Genomic DNA, 25,747 nt, shown 5'->3' with positions numbered 1-25,747 from the left:
CAACTTTAGATAAAAATAAGCATTAACAAAAATTAATTAATGATAATTTTTAATAAAGTTGTCATTTTATTTTCTATTGTTAGAATTTATAAAACTGATCTTATTTAACAATACCTGTCTTAAGTGTAATAATCGATTTTATAAATTTCATCGCCATAATTTTTTAGAATCTTGACCCAGTACAGATAAATAGGTGGATTCATTTTTTATGATGTGTTTTAGTCGTTCATTATCATGCTTATCGATGACAGTATTAAAAAAATCTCTCCATGATTTATTAAATACGGTTAATATTGTATCCATCATTTCAAATGTTAGCTTAGTTTTCCCTGTTTCATATCGAGATATTTGTTGTTGGCTAACATTTAGCATTTTTGCCAGTTGACCCCCTGTTAGGTTTTGCTCTTTTCTTATTCCTCTTAAATATAGTCCCACTTCTTTATTTATTCCGTTAGAAAAATGAACCATTTGATTAGAAAAAAAAACCATTTTAATTGACCTTTAATTTAAATAACTAACCTCAGACGCCATATGAAATTTTCATTAATTATATTGGCGGTTATTTATTTTGTATAATAGATAGTACGAATTGATTGATATTAAAAAACATTATCATCTTAATGAAATGAAAAAGTGTTACAGGAAAATGAATGAGTTAAAAATATAAATCATAGATAACAATGAGTTATATTTTTCATATCTAAATAACAGTAGATACAATTTACATTTAGATACAATGTAAAATACAGACACACAAATTCAACTCGTTTTATGTTTAATTTGATCAAAAATAATACAAATACAAGCTAGTAAATGTCACTAGTTACTCCAATTGCGAGTTTATTATTTTGTTTGTTTTTTTTTAAGACTTATCCTACTCAGACTACAGGTTAAATTTTCAATGAATTATCATGGATTATTATAAAAACAAGTAATTTGTATGGGTATGTCAATGGCTTGATTGCATCTTAATTGGATTGTCACTTTAAGGCGTGTAATTTATAAATGAGATAATTTAGGGGGGGCGGTATCAAAATCTCAGTGTGGGTGTTTATTTTAGTATTAAGTTTTATTTAGATATTGAACAATTCTAGTTTTTAGCTTTTTCCTTAACAGGGTCTCTTATTAACTGATTATTTATAATATTGAAGGTACTGGTTTCATCGTAAAAGTATTGTCGCTTTGAACTGTGGGCAAAAAAAAAGGAAAATGAAGTCACATTATGCTTCATTTTCCTGTTCACTATCCTTTCAGGTAGGCGTTTATCTAGAATTTATTGGTGTTTAGTTCCCTGAAAGTGGTGTGTAGCCATAACGGATGGTTTCAGGCTGATCAAGGTGGATCTGCGTGATGGCAGGTTGAGTGCACGCGATCACGCGGCCATCACGAATTGAATAACGTACCGGAACTTGGCGACGCAGAGCATCAAATCCATTTTCTGCGGGTAAAATCAGTAAACTTGCACGCTTGCCTTCACTCACTCCGTAATCTTGTAAATTCAGTGTTCGTGCACTGTATTGTGTAATAAGTTTCAGCCCATCATTAATTTGGTCATAGCCCATCAACTGGCAGACATGCAGCCCCATATGCAAAACTTGAAGCATGTTGGCTGTACCCAATGGGTACCATGGGTCAAATACATCATCATGACCAAAACAGACATTAATATCTGCGGCTAACATTTCTTTGACTCGGGTGATCCCTCTGCGTTTAGGGTAGGTGTCAAAACGGCCTTGCAGGTGAATATTAACCAGTGGGTTTGCGACAAAGTTAATGCCAGACATTTTTAGCAGACGAAATAGGCGAGAGGCATAGGCACCATTATATGAGTGCATTGCAGTAGTATGACTGGCGGTAACGCGAGCGCCCATACCTTCGCGGTGTGCTAGGGCGGCAACGGTTTCCACGAAACGTGATTGTTCATCATCAATTTCATCACAATGCACATCAATCATACGATCGTATTTCTGTGCCAGTGCAAATGTTTTATGTAGAGATTCCACACCGTATTCACGGGTAAATTCAAAGTGTGGAATTGCGCCGACAACATCAGCACCCAAACGCAATGCTTCTTCTAATAATGCCTCTCCGTTTGGATAAGACATGATGCCTTCTTGTGGAAAAGCCACAATTTGCAGATCTATCCATGGTGATACTTCTTGTTTGACTTCGAGCATGGCTTTGAGCGCAGTGAGTGTGGCATCGGACACATCAACGTGAGTACGGACATGTTGAATGCCGTTGGCAATCTGCCATTTTAGTGTTTTCCAAGCACGGGCTTTAACATCTTCATGAGTCAGTAATGCTTTGCGTTCTGCCCAGCGTTCAATTCCTTCAAATAGTGTGCCGGATAAATTCCAGCTTGGCTGGCCCGCGGTTTGGGTGGTATCAAGATGAATGTGGGGCTCTATAAATGGAGCGATAACTAAACCGCCCTCGCCATCAAGGCTTTCAGGTAAAACTTCATTGGTAGGCTGCGGGACAATCGCCTGAATTTTTTGGTTATTAATATCGATACGCCATAAGCCATCACGTTCCGGTAAACGGATATTATGTATATGTTTTATATTATGATTAAGCACGGGTTATCTCCGGGTTGATGACACGACGACGATTAAGCAGTGGATTGAGAACAGCATAACTTAATGCGCCACCAAGGACAGCATTTACAGGAACAATTCCTGGTAGCCAATGGCCTGCAATTACACCAACGGCGACAGCGAGTAGTGCGCTAATATTGACATCACGCATTTTGCTACAATCAAAGGTGTCATAACGGTGGCGATACATTAAGTAGTCCATAATAATGATCCCACCAATTGGTGGAATAGCCGCAGATAAAAAAGTTAGCCAACTAATAAAATTGTTATAAAGCCATAGCGCACATAGGGTACCGATTAAGCCATTAATAATAGATAAGGTTTTGCTAGATAGCCCTGTAATATTCGCAAATCCCAATCCTGAAGCGTAAAGTGCATTATCATTTGTGGTCCAAATATTAAGCCCAAGAACAATAATTGCTGGCAATAAGAGCCCTTGTGCAATCATGACATCTGAAATATCTGCCATACCGAGTGATGCAGCGCCAGCGGCACCAAAGATAAACATTAATGAATTACCGAGGAAAAATGCCACTATTGCAACGAGTACTGCAATTTTTGGCTTGCGTCCGAAGCGAACAAAGTCTGCGGTTAAAGTACCAGCACTGACAAATGAGCCAACAACCATTGCCAAGGCTAAGTTAAAATCGATAGGTTGCGCGGGGACAATGGAAACTAAGGTGCTCATGCCGCCCACACTGGTTACTGCAAGATAGACAGAGTAGCTGCCGAGGATGGCAATTGCTGGTACAGCAATAATTGATAGTACGGTCAGTGCGGAAATCCCAAAAAAAACAGTTACTGTCATCAATATTCCAGAGACACCAATTAACCAATTAATATCCCAACCGGTGGCTTTTCCTACTGGAATGGCAAACATCGCGACACCAACACCGAACCAGCCAACTTGTGTACCGCCGAGTAAGAATGATGGGAGCCAGGAACCTTTAATACCGAAGGAGTAACGCGCGAGAAGGTGAGTTGTGAGGCCTGTTTTAGATCCGATGAAACCAAGAGATGCGGTATAGATACCAAGAATAAGATTACCGATAAGAACTGCGAGGAAGAAATCATTAAAACTGAGACCGGTACCGAGTGCGCCTCCGGTCCACATACTGGCGGAAAAGAACGTTAAACCTAGCATCACAAAGGTTAATGCTAGTCCGCCTTTTCTCGCGGATATGGGCACAGGCCCATGACTATAATTTTTATCTTCAGACAAAATTACCTCCCATTTCGATTAGCAGGCCAAAAAATTCGAACGGAGTTTATAGATGAATAAAATAAAAGCAAATTATTTCGCACATAGTTTAAGACAATTAATGAATCGCTAATGTGACGATTTTATATCTTTATATTATATTAATTGAGTTAATAACGTTAAAAAATAGATCAATATTTTGGTGTTGAGAACTATTCTAATTAATCTGAAAATTATTTTAAATTTACTCATGATATAGCAATGAATTTTTTAATATATTCATCTTAATGTGCGAAACAATTTAATTCCAATATTTCATAAAGTAAATTTAGATCACAAAATAATAGCAAATTTTATTTTTAACTATAAAAATTGATTTCACTCAATTAAATAAAACCATTGAGGCTCACAATGGAATGTGACACTAGGGATTTTATTTCATCACTCCAATTAACTTCTAAGCGTGACGCTATAATAAGAAGAGGACATTTTATGATAATGCAAATTATCGCAGGGCTAGTCATTTTTTTGACAATCTATTTATTAATAAAGAAATATGAAACTCGAATGGTACTCATTGCAGCTGGATTAGTACTTTGTATTATTAGTTTAACACCAATGAGTGCACTCGATGCTTTTAGTGAAAGAATGGTGTCGGCCCCATTAATACAAGCGATTTGTTCGAGTATGGGTTTTGCCTATGTAATGAAATACACAAAGTGCGATAAACACCTTGTTTTAGTTTTATCTAATTTATTAACTAAATTAGGTTTTTTTCTTATTCCAGCCGCTGTCGTTTTAACCTTCTTTATTAATATTGCGATTCCATCGGCAGCGGGCTGTGCCGCAGCAGTTGGCGCGACTTTGATTCCATTATTGATTGCAGCCCGCATCCACCCTGCAATTGCAGGCGGTGCGGTATTATGTGGCACCATCGGTTCAATGTTGAGTCCGGGGTTATCACATAATCCTTTCGTGGCGCAAATGTCTAACATGAGCATTGTGGATTTGATTGCTCGTCATGGCCCATATAGTCTGGCTGTCGGGGCGATAGGTGCAGTTTCATTGTCCATCGTGGCATTGGTAAAAAAAGAGTACAACATTAAAGTTACTGTAAATGATAATGGTGGGGCAGCTAATTCTGTTGAAAGTGAAGCTGCTGAGCGTCCGAATTATCTTTATGCAACCGCACCATTCATTCCATTGATTTTATTACTATTACCCTTTATTGATTCACTAAAAGCTTACCAAATCACGGTACCTGCAGCGATGCTAATTGGCGCAATCTATGCATTAATTATCACGCGTACTAACCCATCAATTATCACGAAAGAATTTTTTAAAGGAATGGGCAATGCCTATGGAGATGTGCTCGGTATCATTATTGCTGCCGCTGTTTTTTCTGCTGGGTTAAAAGCATCTGGTCTTATTGATTCATTTATTGGTTTTCTGATCCATGCCCCTGAATTTGCCCGTTGGGGCGGGACTTTAGGTCCATTCTTGATGGGGATGATAACGGGATCTGGGGATGCCGCTGCTTTTGCATTCAATGAAACTGTGACGCCGTTTGCCCAACAATTTGGCTATGAAATACCGGATTTAGGCATGGCTTCAGCTATTTCTGGCGCATTAGGACGCACGATGTCACCACTGGCAGGCGCAACAATTGTTTGTGCTGGTTTAGCTAATATCAACCCGATGGAAATAGCCAAAAGAACGGCACCCGGTATGATCGTTGGTGTGATTTTTATCGCACTAATAATGCTTTAATATTAAGGAGATAGTATGTCTGTTATCACATTAGAACAACTCATAAAATGGCGTCGCGAGTTCCACCAATACCCTGAAATTGGTTGGTCTGAATTTTTGACAACCGCCAAGATTGTGGACCAATTACGCGGGCTTAACCTTGAAGTTAAGGTTGGTACTGATGTTATAAACCCAGAATATGCGTTTGGACGTCAAAGGAGCATTATTGATAAAGGGTTAGAAATTGCACGTAAACATAATGTTAGCGAAGAATTACTACAAGAAATGCAAGAGCTGACAGGCTGCGTAGCTATTTTTGATAGTGGAAAAGCAGGTCCAACAGTTGCTTTACGGTTTGATATTGATTGCGTCGGTGTAACTGAAAGTACGGCTGATGACCATCGACCAAAAAATGATAATTTTAGTTCTTGTCATCCAGGTGAAATGCATGCTTGTGGTCATGATGGGCATATTTCTATCGGTTTAGCTGTTGCTCATTGGCTAGTTGACAATAAAGATAAGTTAACAGGTAAAGTTAAGCTGCTATTTCAGCCTGCTGAAGAGGGAGTTCGTGGTGCTAGAGCCATGGCTGAAAGCGGAATTGTTGATGATGTTGACTATTTTTTAGGTTCCCACTTAGGTTTTATCGCAAATAGTGGTGAAATTGTGATTAATCCAACTCATTTTCTTTGTACCACAAAACTTGATTTTCGGTTTAAAGGCGTACCATCTCATGCAGGTGCTGAGCCAGAATTAGGATTAAATGCACTTGCTGGTGCTTGTCATGCCTCAACTCAGATGTTAGGTATATCTCGTCACGGAAAAGGGATGTCTCGTATTAATATTGGGGTATTAAAAGCAGGCGAAGGGCGAAATGTGACACCTGCTTATGCTGAAATGCAGGTTGAAGTTCGTGGTGAAAATGAAGATATTAATCGTTTTATGAGTGAAAATGCCATTCGTATGGCAGAAGGTTCTGCTCATAGCTTCAAATTAGAGATGGAAAGTGAAGTTATGGGGGAAGCTGTCGATCTAACAAATGACCAACAACTCATTGATATATTAACGAATGTTGTTAATCAGCATACTGAATTAACCGGTATTGCAACGAGGCCTTTTGGTGGGAGCGAAGATGCGACAATTCTGGCTAAACGGGTACAGCGTTGCGGTGGAAAATCACTTTATTTTGTTGTTGGTGCGGATAGAACCGCAGGCCATCATCAATCAAAATTTGATTTTGATGAAAAAGAAATGCTAACCGCATATAACTTATATACGGGTTGCTTAACTTCTCTTTTATAATTCATTTAATATCTATATAAATGGCCGATAATATTATTTATTCTCGGCCATTATGTTTTTATGAATTAAAAAATATAATTTAATATATTTATTTTGCCATTAACATTTAATGATTGTAGTAATCTGATACGTATTTTTTTTTGTCAGTAAGAAAATAAGTATTATTGCTATATATAATTAATGCTTTTATAGCTTATCGAAATGTGATGTGTAGGTGAGTTGAATTGTAATGTTGGTCTATTTTTATTCCCTGAGGTGATATGCTAGAAAATGAAGTTGAGCTAGTGTCTTAATACGATTTTTAGAGGGAAACCTTTCTGCTCAAATAATGTTAATGAACAAATCGAATTGATAGTAAGCTCATTTTTTTCGCATAAATTTTATGTTTAAAATCGTCCTGTCTATCTAATCCTATTTGCTTAATCAAATTTCTTAATGCAACTAAACAAACAGTTTGATATTGTCATCAGATAAAACAATCAAACTGCCCGTTTTGAAATGTTATCAGTTTGTTGTTAAACGGCTCATGTTGATTAAAAACTCACCTAAAGAATAAATATGAAAAATAATCCGATTAATTACATTTCTATTGGTAACCGATTACGAGCCTATCGTATTGCGGCGTCTTTAAAAGCGGAACAAGTCGCTGAAAATCTGGGTATTTCTAGAGCCGCAGTGTACCGTTTAGAAAAAGGTGAAATTGTCAAAATAGAAACACTCGAAAAACTGGCCGATTTACTCAATACTTCTCTTTCAAGCCTACTGGGTGTGAGTGCTGAATATTACTCTAGTGCTGATGGTTTTTTTGAGCGAATGCGCCAGCTTGAGGATTCATCGACAAAAATTTATGCACATTTTGAGCCATTTTCATATTTATTAACCTCTAAAAATTATGATAATTATCTTGCCAAAATGTTGATGGATTCCGATCTTGACGTTGGGCTTTCGGAAAAACAACAATCAACACTTTCAATACTGGCTGAGCGGAAAAAAAAGGTTAATAGCCAAAGCCCGCAATTATTTAATCTTATTGGTCTTCAATCAATTCAACGATTGCTGCACTCGGGGTTAGTGGGATCTTTAAATTTACCACCGAGTACGAAAATTGAGCGTATATTACAAGCTAGAAATGAACTTAAGCATCTTATTAATTTAATTGAAGAAAATCAAAGTTCAGTACATATTGCAATATCAATTAAAACCATTCCTTCAGTCACATTTCAAATTTTATATCACACCGATGGCTCATCATCTTTAGCGGTTAGCCCCTTCAGACTGGGGGAGTTTCCTAATATCTCTAATGGAATAGCTTCAGTAACTAACTCTGAAGAAGCGATTTCCCGCTATAGGCAACTTTTTGATAATCTTTGGAATGATGCAGCCAAAGGTACTGATGCCATTAATTTACTGAAAAAAACCCTTGATGATTATTAATTATTGACTATTTTGCCAGTGTATACAGCGTATCTTTTAATAAATTTGCAGCGATAATAATATCGTTAAAGTCAGTAAATTCATCAGGATGATGACTGATCCCATCTTTAGATGGCGTAAAAATCATTGCTGTTGGAAATTTTTTCGCTAGGTTCATCGTGTCATGCCCAGCTCCGCTTAACATTGTCATATATTTAATGTCTTTTTCGATACAATGTTTTTCGATAATGTGGCAAATATCATTATTTAATTTAACCGGTAGTTCCGATGAAATTTCTCTAATATCAATAGTGACATTGTTATCCTGCTCCGATTTGCTAATCGAATCTTTCAAGCTATTGGTTACTCTTTTGATACTTTCAGATTCAATACCTCTGACATCGACTAAAAACTTTACTTCTCCTGGAATGACATTCATTGAGTTAGGATAAACATTCAATTTACCGATTGTTCCCACTGTGCCCCATACCGACTCTTTACAAGCAGCTCGATTCAAGTCATCAATAATTGCGGCGCTTGCCACAAGGGCGTCATGGCGTTGATACATCGGCGTTGCACCGGAATGGTCAGCGTGACCTTTCACTTGAACTGAATAGCGAGTTGGTGCCGCAATACCATTAACAATACCAATCGTTTTTTCTTCAAATTCAAGTCGTTTTCCTTGTTCAATATGCAATTCAACAAATGCAGAAAAATAGTCGTCAGATAATTCACATGCTTCTATTTCATTACTTTTATAGCCATTATTATCAAGCACTTCAAAAAAATTACTGCCTGTATCATCTTGATTTAATGCCCATTTATTTCTATCGACAGCGCCGAGTAACACTTTACTGCCAATGCAGGAAAAACCAAATCGGCTTGACTCTTCTGCACGAAAGATAATCAGCTCAAGGTCTCGGGTTAATTGTTCAGGTTCAAATTGTGTTAAGGCGTAAAACCCAGCAAATACACCGAGGGCGCCATCATAAGCCCCACCATCAGGAACGGTATCAAGATGAGAACCCGTGCCGACTGCGGGTAAATCACGACGTTTTCCAGATAAGCGGCAAAATACATTGCCTATGGCGTCTTGGCGCACTGAAAAACCAGCTTCTCTCATTATTTCCATCATATAGTTGTGAGCTGATTGATCTTCTTCAGTATAAGCGAGCCGAGTGATACCTTTGTTTTTAGGTGAAGCGCAAAATGTTTTTAGTTTTTCGAATAAATTTTCCATATCTTGTATCGAAAAATTTTGCTTATTCATGGATGACCTCTCACCTAAAATACTTATTGAGTAAACTGTCTAAAAAATGAGACTGCAAGGGTAAAAAATAAATAAATCAGTCTTATTTAAAACTGATTTATTTGTATTACTCATTTTTACAAGCTAAAAATGGATAAGTCAAACACAGTTGTCTAATAATTGATATTATATGATTCTGATCAAAATAGAGAGTAGAAAGCAATATGAATAAAGGGTTAAATTGGTTTAATAATTGTTAATATTCAATGTGTTGATGTACTTATTTTTAACTAAGGTGAATTTTTTTTGCATTTTTTCGATGAATTATCTGATGATTTTTAAATGCTAATAGCAGCCTAACGGCTGCCATAGCATGATATTATCGACTAAATTCTGATGTGATTGATTTTAGCGAGGGATCACTAAAACAGGTTGGCCAATATCATCTAATAAATTACGAGTGACGGAAGTATTTAATAAGCGTCCTAGTGACGAAAGATGACGATGGGAAATAATCAATAAGTCACAGTTGAATAGTGTCATTTGTTCAGGGATCACCTCAATAGGTGTGCCAGCAGCCAATAAGCTTTTTACTTGAAAGCCCATTTGTTTTAATGCCTGAGAGACCAAAGTAAGTTGTGCTTCTGCGAGCGCTTCTTCTCGCTGGGCAGCAGGGTATTCATTGCATTCATCGCTATCAGAACGCAATCCTGTCCGACTTAATGCAAAGGTATTGTCAATAACGGTTAAGACAATGACTTCTGAAATAGAGCCTTGTAAACGCTGCATATATTGTAAGGCGTTACCGCTATTGGCGAAGCTATCTACTGCAAGTAAAACTCTATCAATCATGAGGAGCTCCTGAGCTATGGCTTAAACTTTACTGTTAAATTCTATTTTTAGATTTTGCACTGCATTGCATTAATCACTTTTTTCATTGCAATTTGGACAATATATTTAAGATAAGTTACTGAGCTGATAAGCGATCTCCATTTAGGGTATTAATACTTACATCCGCAGACATACCTACGCGTAGTGCATTCATCATCGTTGTTTGATCTTTATTGTTATCAAAAATAATTTTCACCGGTATGCGCTGAACAATTTTAGTGAAATTGCCCGTTGCATTTTCGGGGGCCACGGGTGAAAAACTCGCGCCAGAAGCAGGGGCGATACTATCGACATAGCCTTTTAAGGTTTGACCTGGGAAGGTATCAATATTGATATCCACCTGCTGACCATGCGTAATTTTTTCCAATTGAGTTTCTTGGTAGTTAGCGATGATATAGAGCTTGTCTTGGGGAACAATGGCCATTAAGGCATCGCCAGGTTTGACAAATTCACCAATACGTAAGCTTTTCTTACCAATGATGCCGCTAATGGGGGCAGTAATTTGGGTATAAGATAAATTCAACACGGCCATCGCCTGCTTAGCCTGTGCGAATTTTAACTCAGCATCACTGTCTGCTTGTTTAGCTTGCAGGACTTGCAACATGTTTTTGGCCGCTTTTAGTGATGCTTCAGATTGAGCGACACTGGCTGACATGGTGTAAACGCGAGTGGTTGCCTGTTGTGCGGCTTGTTGTGAGCCTGCGCCACTTGCTGCCATTTTTTGATAACGGGTATGTTCTTGACGAGCAAATTGAAGCTCTGCTTGTGCTGATTGTAATTGTGCTTGTGCTGCTGCAATTAATGCATTTTGTCGCGTAAGACTGGCTTTAGCATCATCTTGACGAGCAATGGCTGACTGTAACTGTGCCTTTGCCTGTGAAAGAGCGACATTAAATTCACGTTGATCAATTACCGCGAGCAACTCTCCTTGTTTGACCCATTGGTTATCTTGTACTAATACTTCGGTGATCACGCCCGCTATTTGTGGGGAAATACGTGAAATATCAGCCCGAATGTAGGCATCGTTAGTATTTTGTTTGGTGTTTTCAATAAAAAATTTATTGATGAGTAATCCGAGTACAACAGTAATAATTGCCAATATGGCTAAAGGTACTTTTCGATTAGCCATAAATTTGATTCCACTCATTTTTGATTCCTGAATATAAATGTCTAGACCGCCGCGACTGACCGCGGTGGATAAATTCGGGTTGGCATGAAGAAGATCAGCACGATAAGTAATAATGCTAATCCCGAAACCAACATATAAAGATCAGCGCTGGCCAATACATGACCTTGCTTTGTGGCTAATTGTGTTAATACGTCTACTGAGTTCTGTGAGGTTGCCCGATGAGCTGAACCAAAACTATCAGCGATAATGTCTGAATGAAAATCTGTGCGTTGGCGATTAAACAAAGCAATAGCGCCCCCTGCGGCAGTGGCAGCGAAGCCCTTGACGGCATTGAACCATGCCGCTGCAAAAGGACCATCCGTTGGTAGTAATCCTCCGGTGGCTAACATCAGTAATGGAATTACCGCCATGGGTTGAGCTATGGCTTGCAATAGGGAAATAGCGCGGAAATTGTCACCATTCCATTCAGGGGTTAGTTGGGACGCTAACAGGCAGGCGGTTGCCATTAATATCAAACTGATAGCTAACACCCAGCGACAGTCAACTCTAGGTGTATTACAAATTATGGCAACGATGGGTAAGGTAATTAATTGTGGCAGCGATACCCATAACATCATGTCGGACGTTTGTTCCTGACGATATCCTTGAATGACGGTTAAATAACCAGATGTAATATTAACTAACGACACCATAATTAATAAAACGCCACCGAGGGTAATTAATGAGAAAGAAAGATTTCTTTTACCAAGTAGCTGTAAATTAAAAAATGGTAATGGGTGGTACCACTCGTTAATTAAAAAGAGTGCTAATAATCCGAGACCGCCAATGAATAAAATATAGATAAGTGATGAGTTGAGCCAATCGAGACGCTCCCCTTGAGAGATCCCAATGGTCAACATAGCCAGCGCACAGCTTCCCAACAGTAAGCCGCGCCAGTTAAATTGTTTTAGGCGTTCTAAACGTAATGGGTCTTGGGGTAAGCCATAACCGATACAAATAGTGGCGATCGCCATTAAGGGTAAGTTCCAATAAAAATAGCCACTCCATCCCCAATGAAAAGCAAAAGCGGCAGCAGTAGCGCCGAATGTTGCGCTCCAGGCTGAAACCCAGCCGTAAGCACCTAATCCCAAAACTTTGATTAGCGGTGGCATAAAACGTAATACAACAGTCATTAACATGGGTGGTAATGCACCTCCCGCAAAGCCTTGCAAACTGCGTACTGCGAGTAAAATCGAATAGTGCTCCCCTAACCATGGTGTGATTAATCCGCCAATTAAATAAATTGAGCACATGAGCAGTGCAACTCGGCGTAATGAAAAGGTTGGCCAAAAGCAGGGCGTGAACCCTGATCCAATAACAAAACCAGTGACATAACAGGTAATAAGCCAGCTCCCCGTATCCAAGTTTAGTGACATGGCACCTTGAATATCGGCTAGCGCAAATTTACTGGCATTTTCGCCAATACCACTTGCCATAACAGCTAAAAAAATACCAAATAATCCCAACCAAGTACGGCCACTAATTTCTGTAGCACTGGTGAGCCATTTATTTTTGTAGTGCGGCGCAATAGATGCATCAACCATTCCAAACTCCCATCTCTCGCTCCTATTGTTTCAATCATTATTTTAAAAATGCCAAAGTAGTATCTAAACTTTTGTTGATTGTTTAAAATGAAATCATGTAAATAAGTTGTTGCATAAAATGCAATCCATTTGGTTGATGGAAAAAGGAGGCTCGATGCCGCAGAAAATTGATTTTAATTTGATCTATGCACTTAACCTGTTACTCGAAGAGGGAAGTGTGGGGGGAGCAGCAGAAAAAATGAATTTAAGTGCCCCAGCGATGAGCCGGATTTTAGGGCGGATCCGTGAGCAATTTAATGATCCGATCATGGTTAGAGCAGGGCGAAAATTGGTACCAACACCACGTGCATTAGAATTGAAACAGCAGCTTAGTAGTCTAATAGCACAAGCAGAAGCATTGATTGAACCCAATGAAGCATTTAATCCTTTAAGATTGGAAAGAACATTTACGATCCGAGCGAATGATATTTTTATTGGTGCATTAGGTGGTGGATTGTTAGAAGGGCTGCGAGAGAAGGCACCGCTGAGTAGTTTAAAGTTTATCGCTGAAAGTGATATTGATGATGATGGATTGCGCAGTGGTAAAGTTGATTTAGTGATCGGTTCTTCGCAGAATTGGCATCCTGAAATCAAAGCTCAAAGTTTATTTACCAGTACCTTTCAAGCATTGGTGCGTCAAGGGCATCCGATTATTGGGCAGGTAACACCTGAGAGTTTGACCCATTATCCACATATTAGTGTTTCACGGCGTGGGTTAACGCAAGGGCCTATAGATGATGCACTACGAGATCTTGGCCTACAGCGGAATGTGGCGTTGACATTACCGGGTTTTCATTCAGCAATGATGCTGACGATGAAGTCGGATTATATCTTGCCATTACCGCGTCATGTGTTGCAGGGGGTTAAAAGTATCAATCTTCCACTCGTCGAGATTGATTTGCCTCTTGAATTAGAGTCAGTATTTATTGTTCAAGCTTGGCATCCTCGCTTGGATAGAGACTCTGCACATCAGTGGTTAAGACAAACTATTAAGCAGTTTTTTTTAAAGCGAGAGTGATTTAATGAGGATTATTCTTTTAATTTATGAATGTTTGTTATTCATATGATATGAAGATAATCTTTATTCTTATTTTTTGATTATTAGCTTATATAATTAAATTATATAGAATTCACAAGCAGCATTAAATTATCAGAAAAATTCTCAGTAATTGGTATAATTTTAGAACTCATCATGATCAACTCACCTTCTTTCTCTATTCTAACGCTGATGCCTAATTTACTTTGATTAATGATTAATTCTTCAGGAAGCTTGATGGCAAATGAAATACTGCGTCCAGCGCTTTGAGTTCTAAAGCTATAATCAATATTCGACTTGGCATGATTATCATTTTGTTCTATCGAAGTAAGAGAGAGTGTAATTGTGGAATTTTCAGGAATATCGATAGAGTGAGAATAGATATTACCTTTAATATGTTGAGCTGTATCTGCAATAAAATAAGTAGATAAAGGTGTGTGGCAACCAGATAGAATACAGGTTGTCATAAAAATAAATAATAAAAATATGTTATTTTTTAATGTATTAGTTTTTGACATGATTAATCTTCTTTGGTAATTAATAATTATACTAATGAGCGGCTAAATACTTTTTGGAAAAAGCATCTTACATATGAATAGACGTTTTTCTTTTCATCTCTTTTTGATAATATCGGCATTTCTGATTTTTCGCCGGTATAAAGTATGCCAATTCGAGGTAATGTCATAATTAGATTTTCATCTAATTCGACTTTTTTGAATGATTGACGTAACTGTCTGACTAATTTGTAATAGCTACTTTCAGTGACGATAGTTCCACGTTTTTCCCATATTTCATGCATGATTTCTCTTTTGCTTATTGTTTTAATAAGAACAAGCTTTAATAAACAAGATTCATTTTCTGAAAGATTGATAATTTTTTTTCCTCGAGAAAGTGTGCGTTTGAGCGGGTCATAAACAACATGCTCAGATAAGAGAACCATAGATTCTTTTTCATTATAGTCAGTGCTATTCATAGTATTTCCCACAAATATAGTTTGATTGAAAATTAATTATATACATCCTAACTGTCTCTAAAGTGGTGTTCAATATAAAAAAACGATGCTATATAAGATATCTAAAAAATTCAGGCGTTTTTTTATAATAAGACAAAGTGTATTGATGATGTAAATTTAAACTATATTTAGGGGTAATATATATCAATTTCTTATTTGTATTTTTTATATTTATTGATCTTTATCAAAAAATAAGGCTTAGTTTATTAAAAAAGTAAGCTAAACCTATTAATACTGGTCGGAGGTCTATTAAATAAAAAAATCATCCACTAAATTAGATTGGGCCAATATCATCGTCATCGTTGTCCCCTTCTAGAGTTACATTACTTATATTATGGTTAAGTTGATTCGTCAAAGGAATAGACATCAAACTGATCGACATATAACGGGATAATGCTTTAGTGAATTTTGTGTTTAATGATTGCATCTCAGGATCATCTGAAGATTGGAATGTTTGTGCTACACCAGCTACAAAATTTTGTTTTTCATCTTTGCCTAAATGGATCATGGTTTTAAATATATGGGCAAAAAATTCCTTCTTATCTTCTCTGGACTTTAGTTCACTAATGAATTGATTAATCTTATTTTTTTCATTAGGGGATAGATTTATTTTGTCACTCTGGTACTGATTATTGCTTGCGGTTTTCATGCTTTTTTCCTGCCAAAGTGAGGTTATTTTATGTTGAATATTTTCAGGCTGTACCTGAGCATTATTCTGTACTGTGGTTGCCATTTTAATTTGTAGGTTGGTTTGCATCGTCATTTCTTTCTTCGGTTAAATTCATGAGCTCTATCAAATTTTGATAGGCATTTTTGCGTTCTTGTAAAATCTGACACTGTGTCGGTACCGAAAATACATGGGGTAAGATATTTTTTGTTGCGACAGAGGGGGAGAAATAAGTAATTTTATTATCGACCTCTAAAGCGATGGTATTTTCAGTACTAGTTAATAATTTCAGGTCAGCGCAATTTTCAGCAAAACGTGATTGTAGGTTCGCGGGAAGATGTAATGCCATATCGGCTGCTTTATGTTGTTGTTTTTCAAAATAGAGCGCCACAATCTCCTGTAGGCGGTTATCGGCAAAAAAATCCGTTAGTAGCTTGGTGAGCTGACTTTCACTTTCGCGAGCTTTCTCTTGATACTGCTTTTCACTGGTTGCTAATACACTAATAAAATCGGCTAATAGTTGTTTAATACCCTCGTTATAGCCATGTTGATAGGCGGTTTGGTAGAGCGCTTCTTGTTCCTGTTTTGCTTGCTGATAATACTCATTGGCTTTTTTTTGAGCTTGTTGAGTGACGGCTTTGCGATACTTATCAGTACTTAATACTTGATGTTTGATTAAGACTTTTTCAGCAACGGTTTGCTTGATATCCGGGGGTGTTTTCTCTGACATAATGGCATGTTTCTTCAATAGTATTCCAAGGTAGCATCGTTTTCACTGATGGCGGTATAAGCTGCTGAGTTTCATGGCTAAACATATGTTTTGCGCGCAGAGTATAGGCCGCCCCAAAGGGGGCCAAACATAACAACAGCTGCTGTGCCCCAAGGGCAGTTAAAACTTGTGGAGGCGTTGATGGTTGGTTTTCTGATTGCCAAAGTGGGCGACTCAAACGAGTGTGAAGTGCTCGATATTGAGAAAGCTCCACCCACCACGGTAGGGGGTCTGCGTGTAATAACACCCCTAAACCTAAAGCAACTTCAGGAAAAAGTGCCCAATGTTGGGATAACACCTTTGGTAATAACGGCGTCTTTTCATTGGGCATAGGCAAAGAATACTGCTGGATTAATTGCTGATTGTGTTTTCTTTGTAAAACAGGCGGTAGGTCATGATAGGCCACCCCATTAAAGTCACTATGAAAATAACAACCAGGGGCCAGAAAAATATTCCCTTGCGTAATGAGAAGGTTATTCAGCGTTGCCATCAGCCCGTTTCTCCACATTATTTACAACAGATTTCTTTTTACCTTGTTGGCGAAAAAGTAATAGTAATGTTCCGAAAAGTGTCAAAATTGCGGCAATAATAGAACCGATTATGATTGGGTTAAATGAATATTCAGGTGCGGATTTTATTTGGTATTGTAGTGGTGGTCGATTGACGATTACGACGGAGACATTATCGTAGCTAGTTTCGGCAAAGCTACTGGTTAAAAACAGTTTGATTTTATTCATCATCATTTTTGGGTCTTCACTCCCAGAATAAGTCACCAAACTGGACACATTTTGCGTTTGTTTTGCCGGATTATTGCCATTTAATGGATAACTGACATGAACACGTGCATTAATCACATCAGGGATCGTGAGTAAGGATTGTTCGAGGCGCTGTTCAATTAAAGAAAGTAAACGGGTGCGTTCTGCTTGTGGTGATGCCACAAGTGAATCGCCGGGGAACGCTTGAATAATTTCCACGGGTTCTTTTGATGGCAAGTTATATTGACGTAGTAAATCTACCGCAATCACAAAGTCACCAGGTAAAACCCGAATTGAATCCCCATTTTTATTATCTTGTTTGCGAGTGGCCTCGACACCATGCTCTTGCAGTATGGCGAGTACTTCATTGCTCTGTCTTTGACTTAGATGGCTCAGGAGTAATTGGTTGTCACATCCTAGCAATAAGCCAATAAAGCTAATTAAGATAAATTTCTTTAAAATATTCATGGTTTATTGCGCTTTTAAGACCGTATCAATAGCTGAAACACTTTTATGTGTCAGTGTACTAATCATATTCATGGTAAGACTGTAATTACCGACTCGATTTTGAAATTGAAGTAATTGAGTTGGATTACTTGGGTCAATACTATTCACATTATCCATTAATGCTGCTTTTTCTTGGCTAACAGAAACGGAATATTCGGCAAAAAGCTTTTTAACTTTGTCTTCAATTGGTATCCCTGATGGTATAACAGATGTCATTTCTGTCGGGCTTATTATTGATAAATTTGGTGTGATAGTTAACATAGATGATTTCCTAAATAATGCAGAGCATCATGTTAAATGATGCTCTATTAAATATTAAACGTTACGAATAATAGCTTGGTCAGTTTCTTTAATAGATTTCATAAAGTTACTTTGTAATTGACGTGCCATATTATAATTGCCGCTCATTGCTGTGATTTTCGCTAAGACTAGCGGATTATCGACTTCTAAATTGGTACTGGAGAGTATTGTATTTAGCTCGTCACCAAATAACTTAGCTTTGGAGCTAATGCTCGCAGAGGTGCGATATATCATACCTAAATTATTTGTACCGCTCCCTTCTACTTCAAGATCGGATTTTGCCCATCGATTACTGCCATCTAAACCTGGGATTGTATCTGCCATTTGTAAATTCCTCTTTTTTTGAAAATTAAATTAATTAAAAACTGGTTGAGTTAAAAAACCAATGGTTATTACCTAATAAAATATAACCATTAGCATTGGTGACAAACGATTTTCCCACGAGTTCGTTTTTAACAAGGGATACCGAAAATTGAATGTGATGCCCCCCCCATTTTTTATAAAATGAATTCGTGAAGTTGATTAAAGAAATAGTTTGTTTGTCATTTAAACTATCTTTTACGATAAAGATAACTTTATTATCTTTAGTGATTTTACGCCATTGAACATTACTTTCTGTTAATCCTAACTCAGCTTTTTTTAGTAATTCATCAAAAGTAATGGTTTTTAAATTTATTTTTGTTTTACAGTTAAAATAAGATGATAATATTTTGTCTATATTCTTTTCATCATTAATTAAATGATTATTGGAGATGCTCCTTATTATTGGTTGGCAAGGGTTATTAAGTTCGATTTTTAATATATCTGGAATTGTGTCAATGAGTTTTTCTTCAATTTCACTTTCAAATTTAGACATTATTTTAATAGAGAATTTTTCATTGTACTTTGCTTTAACAAGTTGTTGCATGCTCCAATCTGAATCCCGTTGTGTTTTCACTAAGATCAGACTTTCATTTTTGATACCTTGGGTGACAATGATTGAGTCGTGATTACCTTGGAGAATCTGTTCTAACATCTTTGTTTTCTTTTGCGTATTCTCAGCTGTTTGGGCAGGAATATATTGAAATGTAACAAAAAGAACAAAGAGTGAGAGTAGCGTGAAGAAAAATACTAGCATAGTTTGTTTATTAAAAAAGCTCGTTTTTTGTACTTTAGATTGTTTTTCTTCTGGCTTGAAATCAAGTAACGAATTTTCAGTGATGGTGATATTTTGAGGGCTATCCCAAGTGGAATCCTGCATTTTGATTGCGATAGGAAAAATGTCAGCTAAAAGTAATTGTTGCAGAATAACCGGAATGTCGGTGCTGAGGCCATTATCATTGAGTCGAATGGCTATACCTTCGTTTGGATTATTTTCATCAGTAATAATGGAAAACTCACAAGCGCTGCCATCACTAGGAATATAGTAAGTCGTGAAACCTTCATCATTAATGTCGGTTCTATAATCAATGTCTTTATTAATGATAATAAGATTCATATCTGTATTAATCATTAGCTCTTGACCATTCATGGGGCCGCTAGCAATTTTTATTATACAAGCCCGGTTATTTGTGTCGTTCATAAAAAATTATCTCGTGGAATTAAATTCACTTTAGTAATGGATTAATCGGATTAGCTATTGGCCGCAAGTAAAGCAAAAAATAGTTTTTTTGTCAGTTGAATTGATCTTATTCATTTACACTTATAATTTGGACGGAAAAGTATGAATGATTCCAGAGTATTCCTTTGTTATTTTTTATCCTATCACTCACTCTGTAGCGACTAAACTTAATTGATAAGGCCTACAGATAATGTCAAACAAAGATATTGCTATATTATTAGAAAGTAGAGGCTGTCGCTTTTCTTTGCAGGACAAATTGGTCTTGGCTATACCAAATAAGAATGCACCGCCTTTTTTTTATAAATCTATATATTCAAATTTAAATATTTCGATAGAAAATCAGTCTATATTCATTTGCCAAGAGAATGAGTGGGACTTGATAGATAAAACCCATTGGGATTTATTTTCAATGAATTTATCAGAATTAGTCGAAATTCTAGCAATTATAGACACTGCAACAGGGCAAGCTTTTTTGGCTAAAAAAGAAGTTATTGAAGTAACCGAAAATTGTAACTATGAGTTTATTTCCTTGAATGAAGATTTACCTTTAAAAGCATCAATTAAAAATATTGTGATTGATTTAATTATTAGTCATCACTCTATATTTGATAGCTGGTGTGAAGTATTAAGACGCTATGAGGCATATGGCATGATGCGGTTTATTCTTTCTTCTGCGCAGGATGATAGAAATGCCAATATTAATCAGCTATGCGCTCGTTATGGAATCTCCGCATCTTATTTTAGACAGCTTTATAGAGAAAGCTTTAATAAAACTGCGAAAAGAAAAATTATGAGCGTTCGCATGGCTAATGCAATTTTGCAGTTAATTGAAAGTGAAGATTCAATATTAGATGTGGGGTTAGAAGCCGGTTATTGCTCAGCTTCGCATTTTACTAATGACATTAAAAAAGAGTTGGGTCTGACTCCATCGGAAATCAGGCACATTGGAGTAACATTATATGAACAGTAAAAAAAATCGGGTGTTATGTTTAACACTCTTTTTACTGAGTATGAATATTTATTCAGCGCATGCAGAAATTATTGTGGCGGAGCCTGTTACGCAATCAAAGAATCACGATACATTTGTGGCAAATAATATTGCAGTAGGTAAAGTTTTTGATGCGGTTGCAGAGCGTCTTAATAAGTCCATTATATTGAGTAAATTAGCCGCCCAAAAAAAGGTGACGGGTAATTTTAATTTAGCCAATGCAGATGAAATGTTTAAAGCATTAACTCGTCGCATTGCATTGGTTTGGTATGACGATGGCGCAGGCATTTATGTTTACGATAATAGTGAAATGCGCAGTGCTATTATTCCAACAAATAATGTTAGCAGTAATCAGGTGCTTAATTATATTCAACGAAATGGCATTTATGATTCGCGCTTTCCTGTACGTTCACAAGGCGGTGAAAGTCTATTATTTGTTTCTGGGCCGCCTCTTTATATTGAATTAATCAAAGCGGCATCTTTGTATCTTGCTGAGCAAATCAAAAAAGAAGAGTTATCCAGTGGTGAAGTGGCAGTTATTCCACTCAAGCATGCATCTGTAACTGATAGAAGTTATTCACTACGGGGACAAAATATTACGATCCCCGGCATGCTAACGGTCATTAATACTTTATTTAAAAATGGCATTGGGATGGAGGAAACTCTGCATATTCAGCCACCTCCAGCACCGCTTAACTCAACGGGTGACTCGATAGATGAATTGATGGATGCACCGATTGGTGAGTTAGCACCGTCTACTAATAAACGCATGGTGATGACCCGTGCGCCATCGAATAGTGCTTTTTCGCTTGTGGCTCACCCTGATAGTAACAGTTTGATTGTTAAAGGTAGCCAAGAAAAAATTCGTTATGTTCGTCAATTAGTTAATACATTAGATATGCGTCGTCGCCAAGTCGAACTCTCATTGTGGATCATCGATATTACGCGTTCTGAATTGGATAATTTGGGCGTGAATTGGGAAGTGGGTACTTTTAAAACAGGCACTGGCTCAGTGTCGTTTAATCGCAGCACATTATCGAATAGCCAACAATTTCTTTTGCAGATTGACGCCTTAAATAAAAGCGGTAATGGCCATATTGTTTCTCGTCCGGTTTTATTAACACAAGAAAATATTCCTGCTTTATTTGATAACAACACCAGTTTCTACGCCAAGCTACAAGGTGAGCGTATTGCGACTCTCGAACAAGTGACTTACGGCACGATGGTGAGTGTGATGCCGCGTATTTCAGCAGGTAATCATGTGGAAATGGAAGTCAATATTGAGGATGGAGCAGAAAATCGCGATAGCGCTGGGAAAACATCGAGTGTTGAGGGTTTACCCGCCGTAAATCGTACCAGTATTAATACGGTCGCTCGTATCGCCAAGGACAGTAGCTTGTTGATCGGTGGATATACTCGAGAACAATATGTTGAAAATGAAAGTAAAATTCCATTCCTTGGCGATCTCCCTTTTGTTGGTGGATTGTTTAGTCATTCGTCGACTAACCAACAGAAAATGGTGCGTTTGTTTTTAATCCAGCCAAGACTGTTAGAAGAAAATGAAGGATGGGATGGTCGACAATTCTCTGAAAAAACACGTATTACAAACCGTGATAGCCAATTACACGGTACGGTTCAATTTCTTCAACAATATATGAGTGAGTCATGGCAATAACACCACTTAGCATCAATAACCGATTTTCGGTTAACACTCAAAACAAAAGTCGTACACCATCAAGTGGCAGTAGCGATGATGCCGATGAAGTATCTCGTGGTGCGGGTGTTATCGATAGTTCCAGTGAATATGCATCTATGTCGATGTTGGCTGCTAGCCATGTTCGTCGAGGAAGTGCCAAGAAAGGTAGTGAAGAAGAGTGGATGCAGTTTGCTGATCGTATCTTAGATAAAGATGCGGATGAAAAAGTGCTGCATATAGAAGGTTTACTCAGTAAACAGTTGATGAACCCTAAACAGTTACGTGCTTTTTTATTGCAATATTTTACGGACCCCAGCGACTTATTGATGGTACTTGCTGCGTTAGTCAATCGTAAAAAATTAAAAAAAGAACAGATTGAAAATCTCGAGGCGCTAGAGAAACTGTTGCAATCCGAAGATACCAAACGAAGTGCGCAAGCGGGAATTAATGTCGCACTAATTGCGAGAGCATTTGCTAAAAAACTGCAATTTAGTGCAGATAATTTACGTACGTTATATCGTGAATTTATCAGTTATGACGGACCAGTAGTGTATTTATATGAACAATGGGTTGAAGAGATGGAAGCCCAAGAGCGAGAAAATATGATGCGCTATTTAGGGCGAGCTCTTGCTTGTGATTTACAAGCTTTACCATTAGGTGACCTTAATATTAGTGAGTTTGGTAGCTTTTTTAATCGGGTTGGTCGACTGCGTGAATTACAGTCTTTAGACCATGTTTTTTGTCAGCAATTTTTTCAATCTGGTTTTTTTCGTCGCAATGAAAAAGCAAATAAATTACAGCTTGAAAAAGAGTTGAGCCAGCTATTTACCCGAGGCATTCGTCGGCAAGTTAGTTTTGAAGAAGAATTGATTACTTTTATTAACGAAGAATTGCATGTTATGAGTAGCGATATGCGAGCCCGTTTTTTACAGTTGTTGTTAATTGCTTTTTCGGTGATCCCAATCACTGTCTTTCAGTCACTCGACGCGAGGGATGAACTTCTCGAACAATTAAAAATACTCATGGACCAAATTATGGTGCAGGAGCAAATTCTACACCGCCAGCCATAGTTTGATAGGATAAATAATTCCATGAAAAATATAACCGGATTTTTATTACAGATCCGTAATCGCCCAGAATTAATGGTACTTGTTATCATGATTATGGTTATTGCGATGCTTATTATTCCATTACCCACAATTCTTGTCGATTTATTAATCGGCCTGAATATTATGATTTCAGTGCTTATTTTTATGAGTTCTTTTTATATAACTCGCGTACTGAATTTTCAATCATTTCCCTCTATTTTGTTAATCAGTACATTATTTCGACTTGCGTTATCAATTAGTACTAGTCGCCTTATTTTATTAGAAGCCGATGCTGGGGATATCATCGCCACCTTTGGTGAATTTGTTATTCAAGATAATTTAGTCGTTGGTATGGTGGTATTTGCCATTGTGACCATTGTGCAATTTATCGTTATTACAAAGGGTTCTGAACGTATTGCAGAAGTGGCGGCGCGTTTTTCTCTAGATGCGATGCCCGGTAAGCAAATGAGTATCGATGCAGATTTACGTGCTGGTGTTATCGATGAGGCAACAGTTAAAGAAAAACGTGGAGATCTTGAAAAAGAGAGCCAGTTATTTGGTTCTTTTGATGGGGCAATGAAGTTCATTAAAGGGGATGCCATCGCCGGTATTATCATTATTTTTGTTAACTTAATTGGTGGTATTTCTGTTGGTACCGCTCAGCAGGGTATGGATGTTTCAACGGCGTTGAATACTTTTTCGTTATTGACCATTGGTGATGGATTAGTTGCGCAAATTCCTGCATTGCTTATTTCAATTAGTGCTGGTTTTATTGTGACCCGAGTCGGCGGTAATGATAAGAATTTGGGTGAAAATATTGTTTCTGAGTTATTCGCTAACGACTTCACAATATTAATTACGGCACTGATTGTACTTTCTATGGGTTTCTTACCAGGCTTTCCTACGACGATATTTCTATTTTTAGGGGGACTGCTGATCGCTCTATTTGTTGTGCGGTATTTCAAAAAACATAAAGCTAACCAAAATGAAAAGAAATTAGTCAATGAAAGTGTGAATCCTGATGTGACCGAAGGGGAAACGCAACGAGAAAATAGTGAGGCAGATGAAGAATATATTCCAGAAACTTTACCTATTATTATTTCTGTCAATCAAAATTATAAGCAACATCTAGAAGAGAGTAAATTTTTATCACGAATGAAAAAAGATATTTTTATTCGTTATGGATATCGAATTCCAGATATCGCAATTAACTATTCACCTATTGTTCCTGAAAATAAAATAGTGGTATTAATTAATGAAGTAAAAGCGGGAGAATATGATGTCTATTTCCATGGTCATCGTTTATTAACGATGAACGATGAGTTAGAATATCTTGGCGTGGAGTTGATTAAATTTACCGATGAATATGGTTCAGTTAGTACATGGTTTGAAAATAAACATCTTTATAATATTGAACAACTTGGCTTAATGGCACGTGATGATGTTACGGAAGTTATTGACTGTGTGAGTACTTTATTGCTGCGACATATTAATGAGTTCTTTGGTATTCAAGAAACTAAAAACTTACTTGATGATCTTGAGAGAAAATATCCTGAATTACTAAAAGAATGTTATCGCCATGCCACAGTGCAAAAAGTCACTGAAGTATTCCAACGTTTATTAATGGAAAAAATTTCAGTCCGTAATATGAAACTGATTATTGAAACACTGGTGCAGTGGGTGCCAAAAGAAAAAGACAGCTTAATGTTGGTAGAGCATATCCGCAGTTCAATGGCGCGTTATATTTCTTCTCGCTTCTCAGTAGATGGTCGTTTGAATGTGTTAATGATTAATGCTGAGCTGGAAGACTCTATACGTCAAGGGATTAGACAATCATCGGGCGGTGTGTATTTGCATTTAGAACCTGAAAAAACAAATGAACTGATACAAGCTGCTGAACTCGCTTTAGAAAATAGTTACTTATCTGTTCGTGATATTAATATATTAGCACCCGTTGATATTCGTCGCTTTGTGAAGAAAATTCTCGAAGGTCGTTTCCCTGAGTTAGAGGTACTCTCTTTTAATGAGGTCTCTGACATGGTGAAAGTGAATGTGATTAAAACAATTTAATATCATTAAGTTTATATAGTTAAAACACTGTAACAAATAAATTCACGTAATAAATAATATGACTAAATTATTAATGGTCATAAGCAAACAATTTGTCATTAAA

General features: G+C 37.3%; 24 protein-coding genes. 8 read left to right on the top strand and 16 right to left on the bottom strand.

Going from position 1 to position 25,747, the window contains the following annotated elements; genetic code table 11:
* Window positions 1-147: 147 nt before the first annotated feature.
* The 3 genes from AAZR93_RS15870 to codB all read right to left on the bottom strand — a co-directional run bounded on the left by AAZR93_RS15870 (window position 148) and on the right by codB (window position 3,822).
* Window positions 148-489, bottom strand: a complete 342-nt coding sequence (locus AAZR93_RS15870; protein ID WP_434720372.1) for a helix-turn-helix domain-containing protein — start codon at window positions 487-489, stop codon at window positions 148-150.
* Window positions 490-1,283: 794 nt separating this feature from the next.
* Window positions 1,284-2,582, bottom strand: a complete 1,299-nt coding sequence (locus tag AAZR93_RS15865; RefSeq protein WP_434720371.1) for a cytosine deaminase — start codon at window positions 2,580-2,582, stop codon at window positions 1,284-1,286.
* The gene (gene codB, locus AAZR93_RS15860; RefSeq protein WP_434720370.1) at window positions 2,575-3,822 is read right to left on the bottom strand and encodes a cytosine permease; all 1,248 of its coding nucleotides are present in this window, start codon (window positions 3,820-3,822) and stop codon (window positions 2,575-2,577) included. Before codB ends, AAZR93_RS15865 begins: the two co-directional genes overlap by 8 nt.
* Window positions 3,823-4,293: 471 nt before the next feature.
* Here codB and dcuC point away from each other — a divergent pair, with 471 nt between their 5' ends.
* The 3 genes from dcuC (at window position 4,294) to AAZR93_RS15845 (ending at window position 8,286) form a co-directional block, all read left to right on the top strand.
* Complete coding sequence (gene dcuC / locus AAZR93_RS15855; protein ID WP_434720369.1) at window positions 4,294-5,571, top strand: C4-dicarboxylate transporter DcuC; 1,278 nt, start codon at window positions 4,294-4,296, stop codon at window positions 5,569-5,571.
* 15 nt (window positions 5,572-5,586) lie between these two features.
* Window positions 5,587-6,852: an amidohydrolase gene (locus AAZR93_RS15850; RefSeq protein WP_434720368.1), complete on the top strand. Its 1,266-nt coding sequence runs from the start codon at window positions 5,587-5,589 to the stop codon at window positions 6,850-6,852.
* Between the two features lie 558 nt (window positions 6,853-7,410).
* Window positions 7,411-8,286: a helix-turn-helix domain-containing protein gene (locus AAZR93_RS15845; protein WP_434720367.1), complete on the top strand. Its 876-nt coding sequence runs from the start codon at window positions 7,411-7,413 to the stop codon at window positions 8,284-8,286.
* Between the two features lie 7 nt (window positions 8,287-8,293).
* Here the strand turns inward: AAZR93_RS15845 and AAZR93_RS15840 are convergent, their stop codons facing one another.
* The 4 genes from AAZR93_RS15840 to AAZR93_RS15825 form a co-directional block, all read right to left on the bottom strand.
* Window positions 8,294-9,535 carry a Zn-dependent hydrolase gene (locus AAZR93_RS15840; protein ID WP_434720366.1) on the bottom strand — a complete coding sequence of 414 codons (1,242 nt, stop codon included), beginning with the start codon at window positions 9,533-9,535 and terminating at the stop codon, window positions 8,294-8,296.
* A 387-nt stretch (window positions 9,536-9,922) separates the two neighbouring features.
* Window positions 9,923-10,366, bottom strand: a complete 444-nt coding sequence (locus AAZR93_RS15835) for a universal stress protein (protein WP_434720365.1) — start codon at window positions 10,364-10,366, stop codon at window positions 9,923-9,925.
* A gap of 115 nt (window positions 10,367-10,481) precedes the next feature.
* Window positions 10,482-11,552 carry an HlyD family secretion protein gene (locus tag AAZR93_RS15830; protein ID WP_294350000.1) on the bottom strand — a complete coding sequence of 357 codons (1,071 nt, stop codon included), beginning with the start codon at window positions 11,550-11,552 and terminating at the stop codon, window positions 10,482-10,484.
* A gap of 23 nt (window positions 11,553-11,575) precedes the next feature.
* Entirely contained in the window at window positions 11,576-13,117 is a 1,542-nt protein-coding gene (locus AAZR93_RS15825) for an MFS transporter (RefSeq protein ID WP_434720364.1), read from the bottom strand.
* A gap of 154 nt (window positions 13,118-13,271) precedes the next feature.
* Here AAZR93_RS15825 and AAZR93_RS15820 point away from each other — a divergent pair, with 154 nt between their 5' ends.
* The gene (locus AAZR93_RS15820; RefSeq protein ID WP_294107033.1) at window positions 13,272-14,174 is read left to right on the top strand and encodes a LysR family transcriptional regulator; all 903 of its coding nucleotides are present in this window, start codon (window positions 13,272-13,274) and stop codon (window positions 14,172-14,174) included.
* Between the two features lie 101 nt (window positions 14,175-14,275).
* Here AAZR93_RS15820 and AAZR93_RS15815 read toward each other — a convergent pair whose 3' ends face one another.
* The 9 genes from AAZR93_RS15815 to AAZR93_RS15775 all read right to left on the bottom strand — a co-directional run bounded on the left by AAZR93_RS15815 (window position 14,276) and on the right by AAZR93_RS15775 (window position 19,763).
* A complete protein-coding gene (locus AAZR93_RS15815; protein WP_294107034.1) occupies window positions 14,276-14,710 on the bottom strand; it encodes a YbaY family lipoprotein in 435 nt (144 codons plus the stop codon).
* 26 nt (window positions 14,711-14,736) lie between these two features.
* Window positions 14,737-15,165 carry a winged helix-turn-helix domain-containing protein gene (locus tag AAZR93_RS15810; protein ID WP_294107035.1) on the bottom strand — a complete coding sequence of 143 codons (429 nt, stop codon included), beginning with the start codon at window positions 15,163-15,165 and terminating at the stop codon, window positions 14,737-14,739.
* A 313-nt stretch (window positions 15,166-15,478) separates the two neighbouring features.
* Window positions 15,479-15,961 carry a hypothetical protein gene (locus tag AAZR93_RS15805; protein ID WP_294107036.1) on the bottom strand — a complete coding sequence of 161 codons (483 nt, stop codon included), beginning with the start codon at window positions 15,959-15,961 and terminating at the stop codon, window positions 15,479-15,481.
* The gene (locus AAZR93_RS15800) at window positions 15,939-16,601 is read right to left on the bottom strand and encodes a hypothetical protein (protein WP_434720363.1); all 663 of its coding nucleotides are present in this window, start codon (window positions 16,599-16,601) and stop codon (window positions 15,939-15,941) included. The genes AAZR93_RS15805 and AAZR93_RS15800 overlap by 23 nt, the downstream gene beginning before the upstream one ends.
* Entirely contained in the window at window positions 16,558-17,130 is a 573-nt protein-coding gene (locus AAZR93_RS15795; RefSeq protein WP_336430638.1) for a hypothetical protein, read from the bottom strand. The genes AAZR93_RS15800 and AAZR93_RS15795 overlap by 44 nt, the downstream gene beginning before the upstream one ends.
* Window positions 17,114-17,863, bottom strand: a complete 750-nt coding sequence (gene sctJ, locus AAZR93_RS15790) for a type III secretion system inner membrane ring lipoprotein SctJ (RefSeq protein ID WP_434720362.1) — start codon at window positions 17,861-17,863, stop codon at window positions 17,114-17,116. The genes AAZR93_RS15795 and sctJ overlap by 17 nt, the downstream gene beginning before the upstream one ends.
* 3 nt (window positions 17,864-17,866) lie before the next feature.
* Window positions 17,867-18,163, bottom strand: a complete 297-nt coding sequence (gene sctI / locus AAZR93_RS15785; protein WP_294107040.1) for a type III secretion system inner rod subunit SctI — start codon at window positions 18,161-18,163, stop codon at window positions 17,867-17,869.
* Between the two features lie 54 nt (window positions 18,164-18,217).
* Window positions 18,218-18,526, bottom strand: a complete 309-nt coding sequence (locus AAZR93_RS15780; RefSeq protein WP_434720361.1) for a type III secretion apparatus needle protein — start codon at window positions 18,524-18,526, stop codon at window positions 18,218-18,220.
* A 34-nt stretch (window positions 18,527-18,560) separates the two neighbouring features.
* The gene (locus AAZR93_RS15775) at window positions 18,561-19,763 is read right to left on the bottom strand and encodes a PrgH/EprH family type III secretion apparatus protein (protein ID WP_434720360.1); all 1,203 of its coding nucleotides are present in this window, start codon (window positions 19,761-19,763) and stop codon (window positions 18,561-18,563) included.
* A gap of 229 nt (window positions 19,764-19,992) precedes the next feature.
* Here AAZR93_RS15775 and AAZR93_RS15770 point away from each other — a divergent pair, with 229 nt between their 5' ends.
* The 4 genes from AAZR93_RS15770 to AAZR93_RS15755 are packed head-to-tail and all read left to right on the top strand — an operon-like array spanning window position 19,993 to window position 25,644.
* Entirely contained in the window at window positions 19,993-20,772 is a 780-nt protein-coding gene (locus AAZR93_RS15770; RefSeq protein ID WP_434720359.1) for a helix-turn-helix domain-containing protein, read from the top strand.
* Complete coding sequence (sctC, locus tag AAZR93_RS15765) at window positions 20,762-22,465, top strand: type III secretion system outer membrane ring subunit SctC (protein ID WP_434720358.1); 1,704 nt, start codon at window positions 20,762-20,764, stop codon at window positions 22,463-22,465. Before AAZR93_RS15770 ends, sctC begins: the two co-directional genes overlap by 11 nt.
* Window positions 22,456-23,556, top strand: coding sequence for a type III secretion system gatekeeper subunit SctW (sctW, locus tag AAZR93_RS15760; RefSeq protein WP_434720357.1), 1,101 nt, complete (start codon window positions 22,456-22,458; stop codon window positions 23,554-23,556). The genes sctC and sctW overlap by 10 nt, the downstream gene beginning before the upstream one ends.
* 21 nt (window positions 23,557-23,577) lie before the next feature.
* Window positions 23,578-25,644: an EscV/YscV/HrcV family type III secretion system export apparatus protein gene (locus AAZR93_RS15755; RefSeq protein ID WP_434720356.1), complete on the top strand. Its 2,067-nt coding sequence runs from the start codon at window positions 23,578-23,580 to the stop codon at window positions 25,642-25,644.
* Window positions 25,645-25,747 lie beyond the last annotated feature (103 nt).

It is taken from the genome of Providencia sp. Je.9.19 (assembly GCF_051129765.1).
GTDB lineage: Bacteria > Pseudomonadota > Gammaproteobacteria > Enterobacterales > Enterobacteriaceae > Providencia.
The sequence above is the reverse complement of the archived record's forward strand: the minus strand, read 5'-3'. Positions and strand labels throughout refer to the sequence as shown.

Excerpts from the sequence above, each read along its gene's own strand:
- dcuC (WP_434720369.1), top strand. The coding sequence starts at position 4,294 with ATGATAATGCAAATTATCGCAGGGCTAGTCATTTTTTTGACAATCTAT.
- AAZR93_RS15820 (WP_294107033.1), top strand. The coding sequence starts at position 13,272 with ATGCCGCAGAAAATTGATTTTAATTTGATCTATGCACTTAACCTGTTA.
- AAZR93_RS15825 (WP_434720364.1), bottom strand. The coding sequence starts at position 13,117 with ATGGTTGATGCATCTATTGCGCCGCACTACAAAAATAAATGGCTCACC.
- AAZR93_RS15850 (WP_434720368.1), top strand. The coding sequence starts at position 5,587 with ATGTCTGTTATCACATTAGAACAACTCATAAAATGGCGTCGCGAGTTC.
- AAZR93_RS15805 (WP_294107036.1), bottom strand. The coding sequence starts at position 15,961 with ATGCAAACCAACCTACAAATTAAAATGGCAACCACAGTACAGAATAAT.
- sctW (WP_434720357.1), top strand. The coding sequence starts at position 22,456 with ATGGCAATAACACCACTTAGCATCAATAACCGATTTTCGGTTAACACT.
- AAZR93_RS15775 (WP_434720360.1), bottom strand. The coding sequence starts at position 19,763 with ATGAACGACACAAATAACCGGGCTTGTATAATAAAAATTGCTAGCGGC.
- sctJ (WP_434720362.1), bottom strand. The coding sequence starts at position 17,863 with ATGAATATTTTAAAGAAATTTATCTTAATTAGCTTTATTGGCTTATTG.
- AAZR93_RS15830 (WP_294350000.1), bottom strand. The coding sequence starts at position 11,552 with ATGAGTGGAATCAAATTTATGGCTAATCGAAAAGTACCTTTAGCCATA.
- AAZR93_RS15845 (WP_434720367.1), top strand. The coding sequence starts at position 7,411 with ATGAAAAATAATCCGATTAATTACATTTCTATTGGTAACCGATTACGA.
- AAZR93_RS15835 (WP_434720365.1), bottom strand. The coding sequence starts at position 10,366 with ATGATTGATAGAGTTTTACTTGCAGTAGATAGCTTCGCCAATAGCGGT.
- AAZR93_RS15795 (WP_336430638.1), bottom strand. The coding sequence starts at position 17,130 with ATGGCAACGCTGAATAACCTTCTCATTACGCAAGGGAATATTTTTCTG.
- sctI (WP_294107040.1), bottom strand. The coding sequence starts at position 18,163 with ATGTTAACTATCACACCAAATTTATCAATAATAAGCCCGACAGAAATG.
- AAZR93_RS15870 (WP_434720372.1), bottom strand. The coding sequence starts at position 489 with ATGGTTTTTTTTTCTAATCAAATGGTTCATTTTTCTAACGGAATAAAT.
- AAZR93_RS15840 (WP_434720366.1), bottom strand. The coding sequence starts at position 9,535 with ATGAATAAGCAAAATTTTTCGATACAAGATATGGAAAATTTATTCGAA.
- AAZR93_RS15755 (WP_434720356.1), top strand. The coding sequence starts at position 23,578 with ATGAAAAATATAACCGGATTTTTATTACAGATCCGTAATCGCCCAGAA.
- sctC (WP_434720358.1), top strand. The coding sequence starts at position 20,762 with ATGAACAGTAAAAAAAATCGGGTGTTATGTTTAACACTCTTTTTACTG.
- AAZR93_RS15810 (WP_294107035.1), bottom strand. The coding sequence starts at position 15,165 with ATGAATAGCACTGACTATAATGAAAAAGAATCTATGGTTCTCTTATCT.
- AAZR93_RS15800 (WP_434720363.1), bottom strand. The coding sequence starts at position 16,601 with ATGTCAGAGAAAACACCCCCGGATATCAAGCAAACCGTTGCTGAAAAA.
- AAZR93_RS15815 (WP_294107034.1), bottom strand. The coding sequence starts at position 14,710 with ATGTCAAAAACTAATACATTAAAAAATAACATATTTTTATTATTTATT.
- AAZR93_RS15780 (WP_434720361.1), bottom strand. The coding sequence starts at position 18,526 with ATGGCAGATACAATCCCAGGTTTAGATGGCAGTAATCGATGGGCAAAA.
- AAZR93_RS15770 (WP_434720359.1), top strand. The coding sequence starts at position 19,993 with ATGTCAAACAAAGATATTGCTATATTATTAGAAAGTAGAGGCTGTCGC.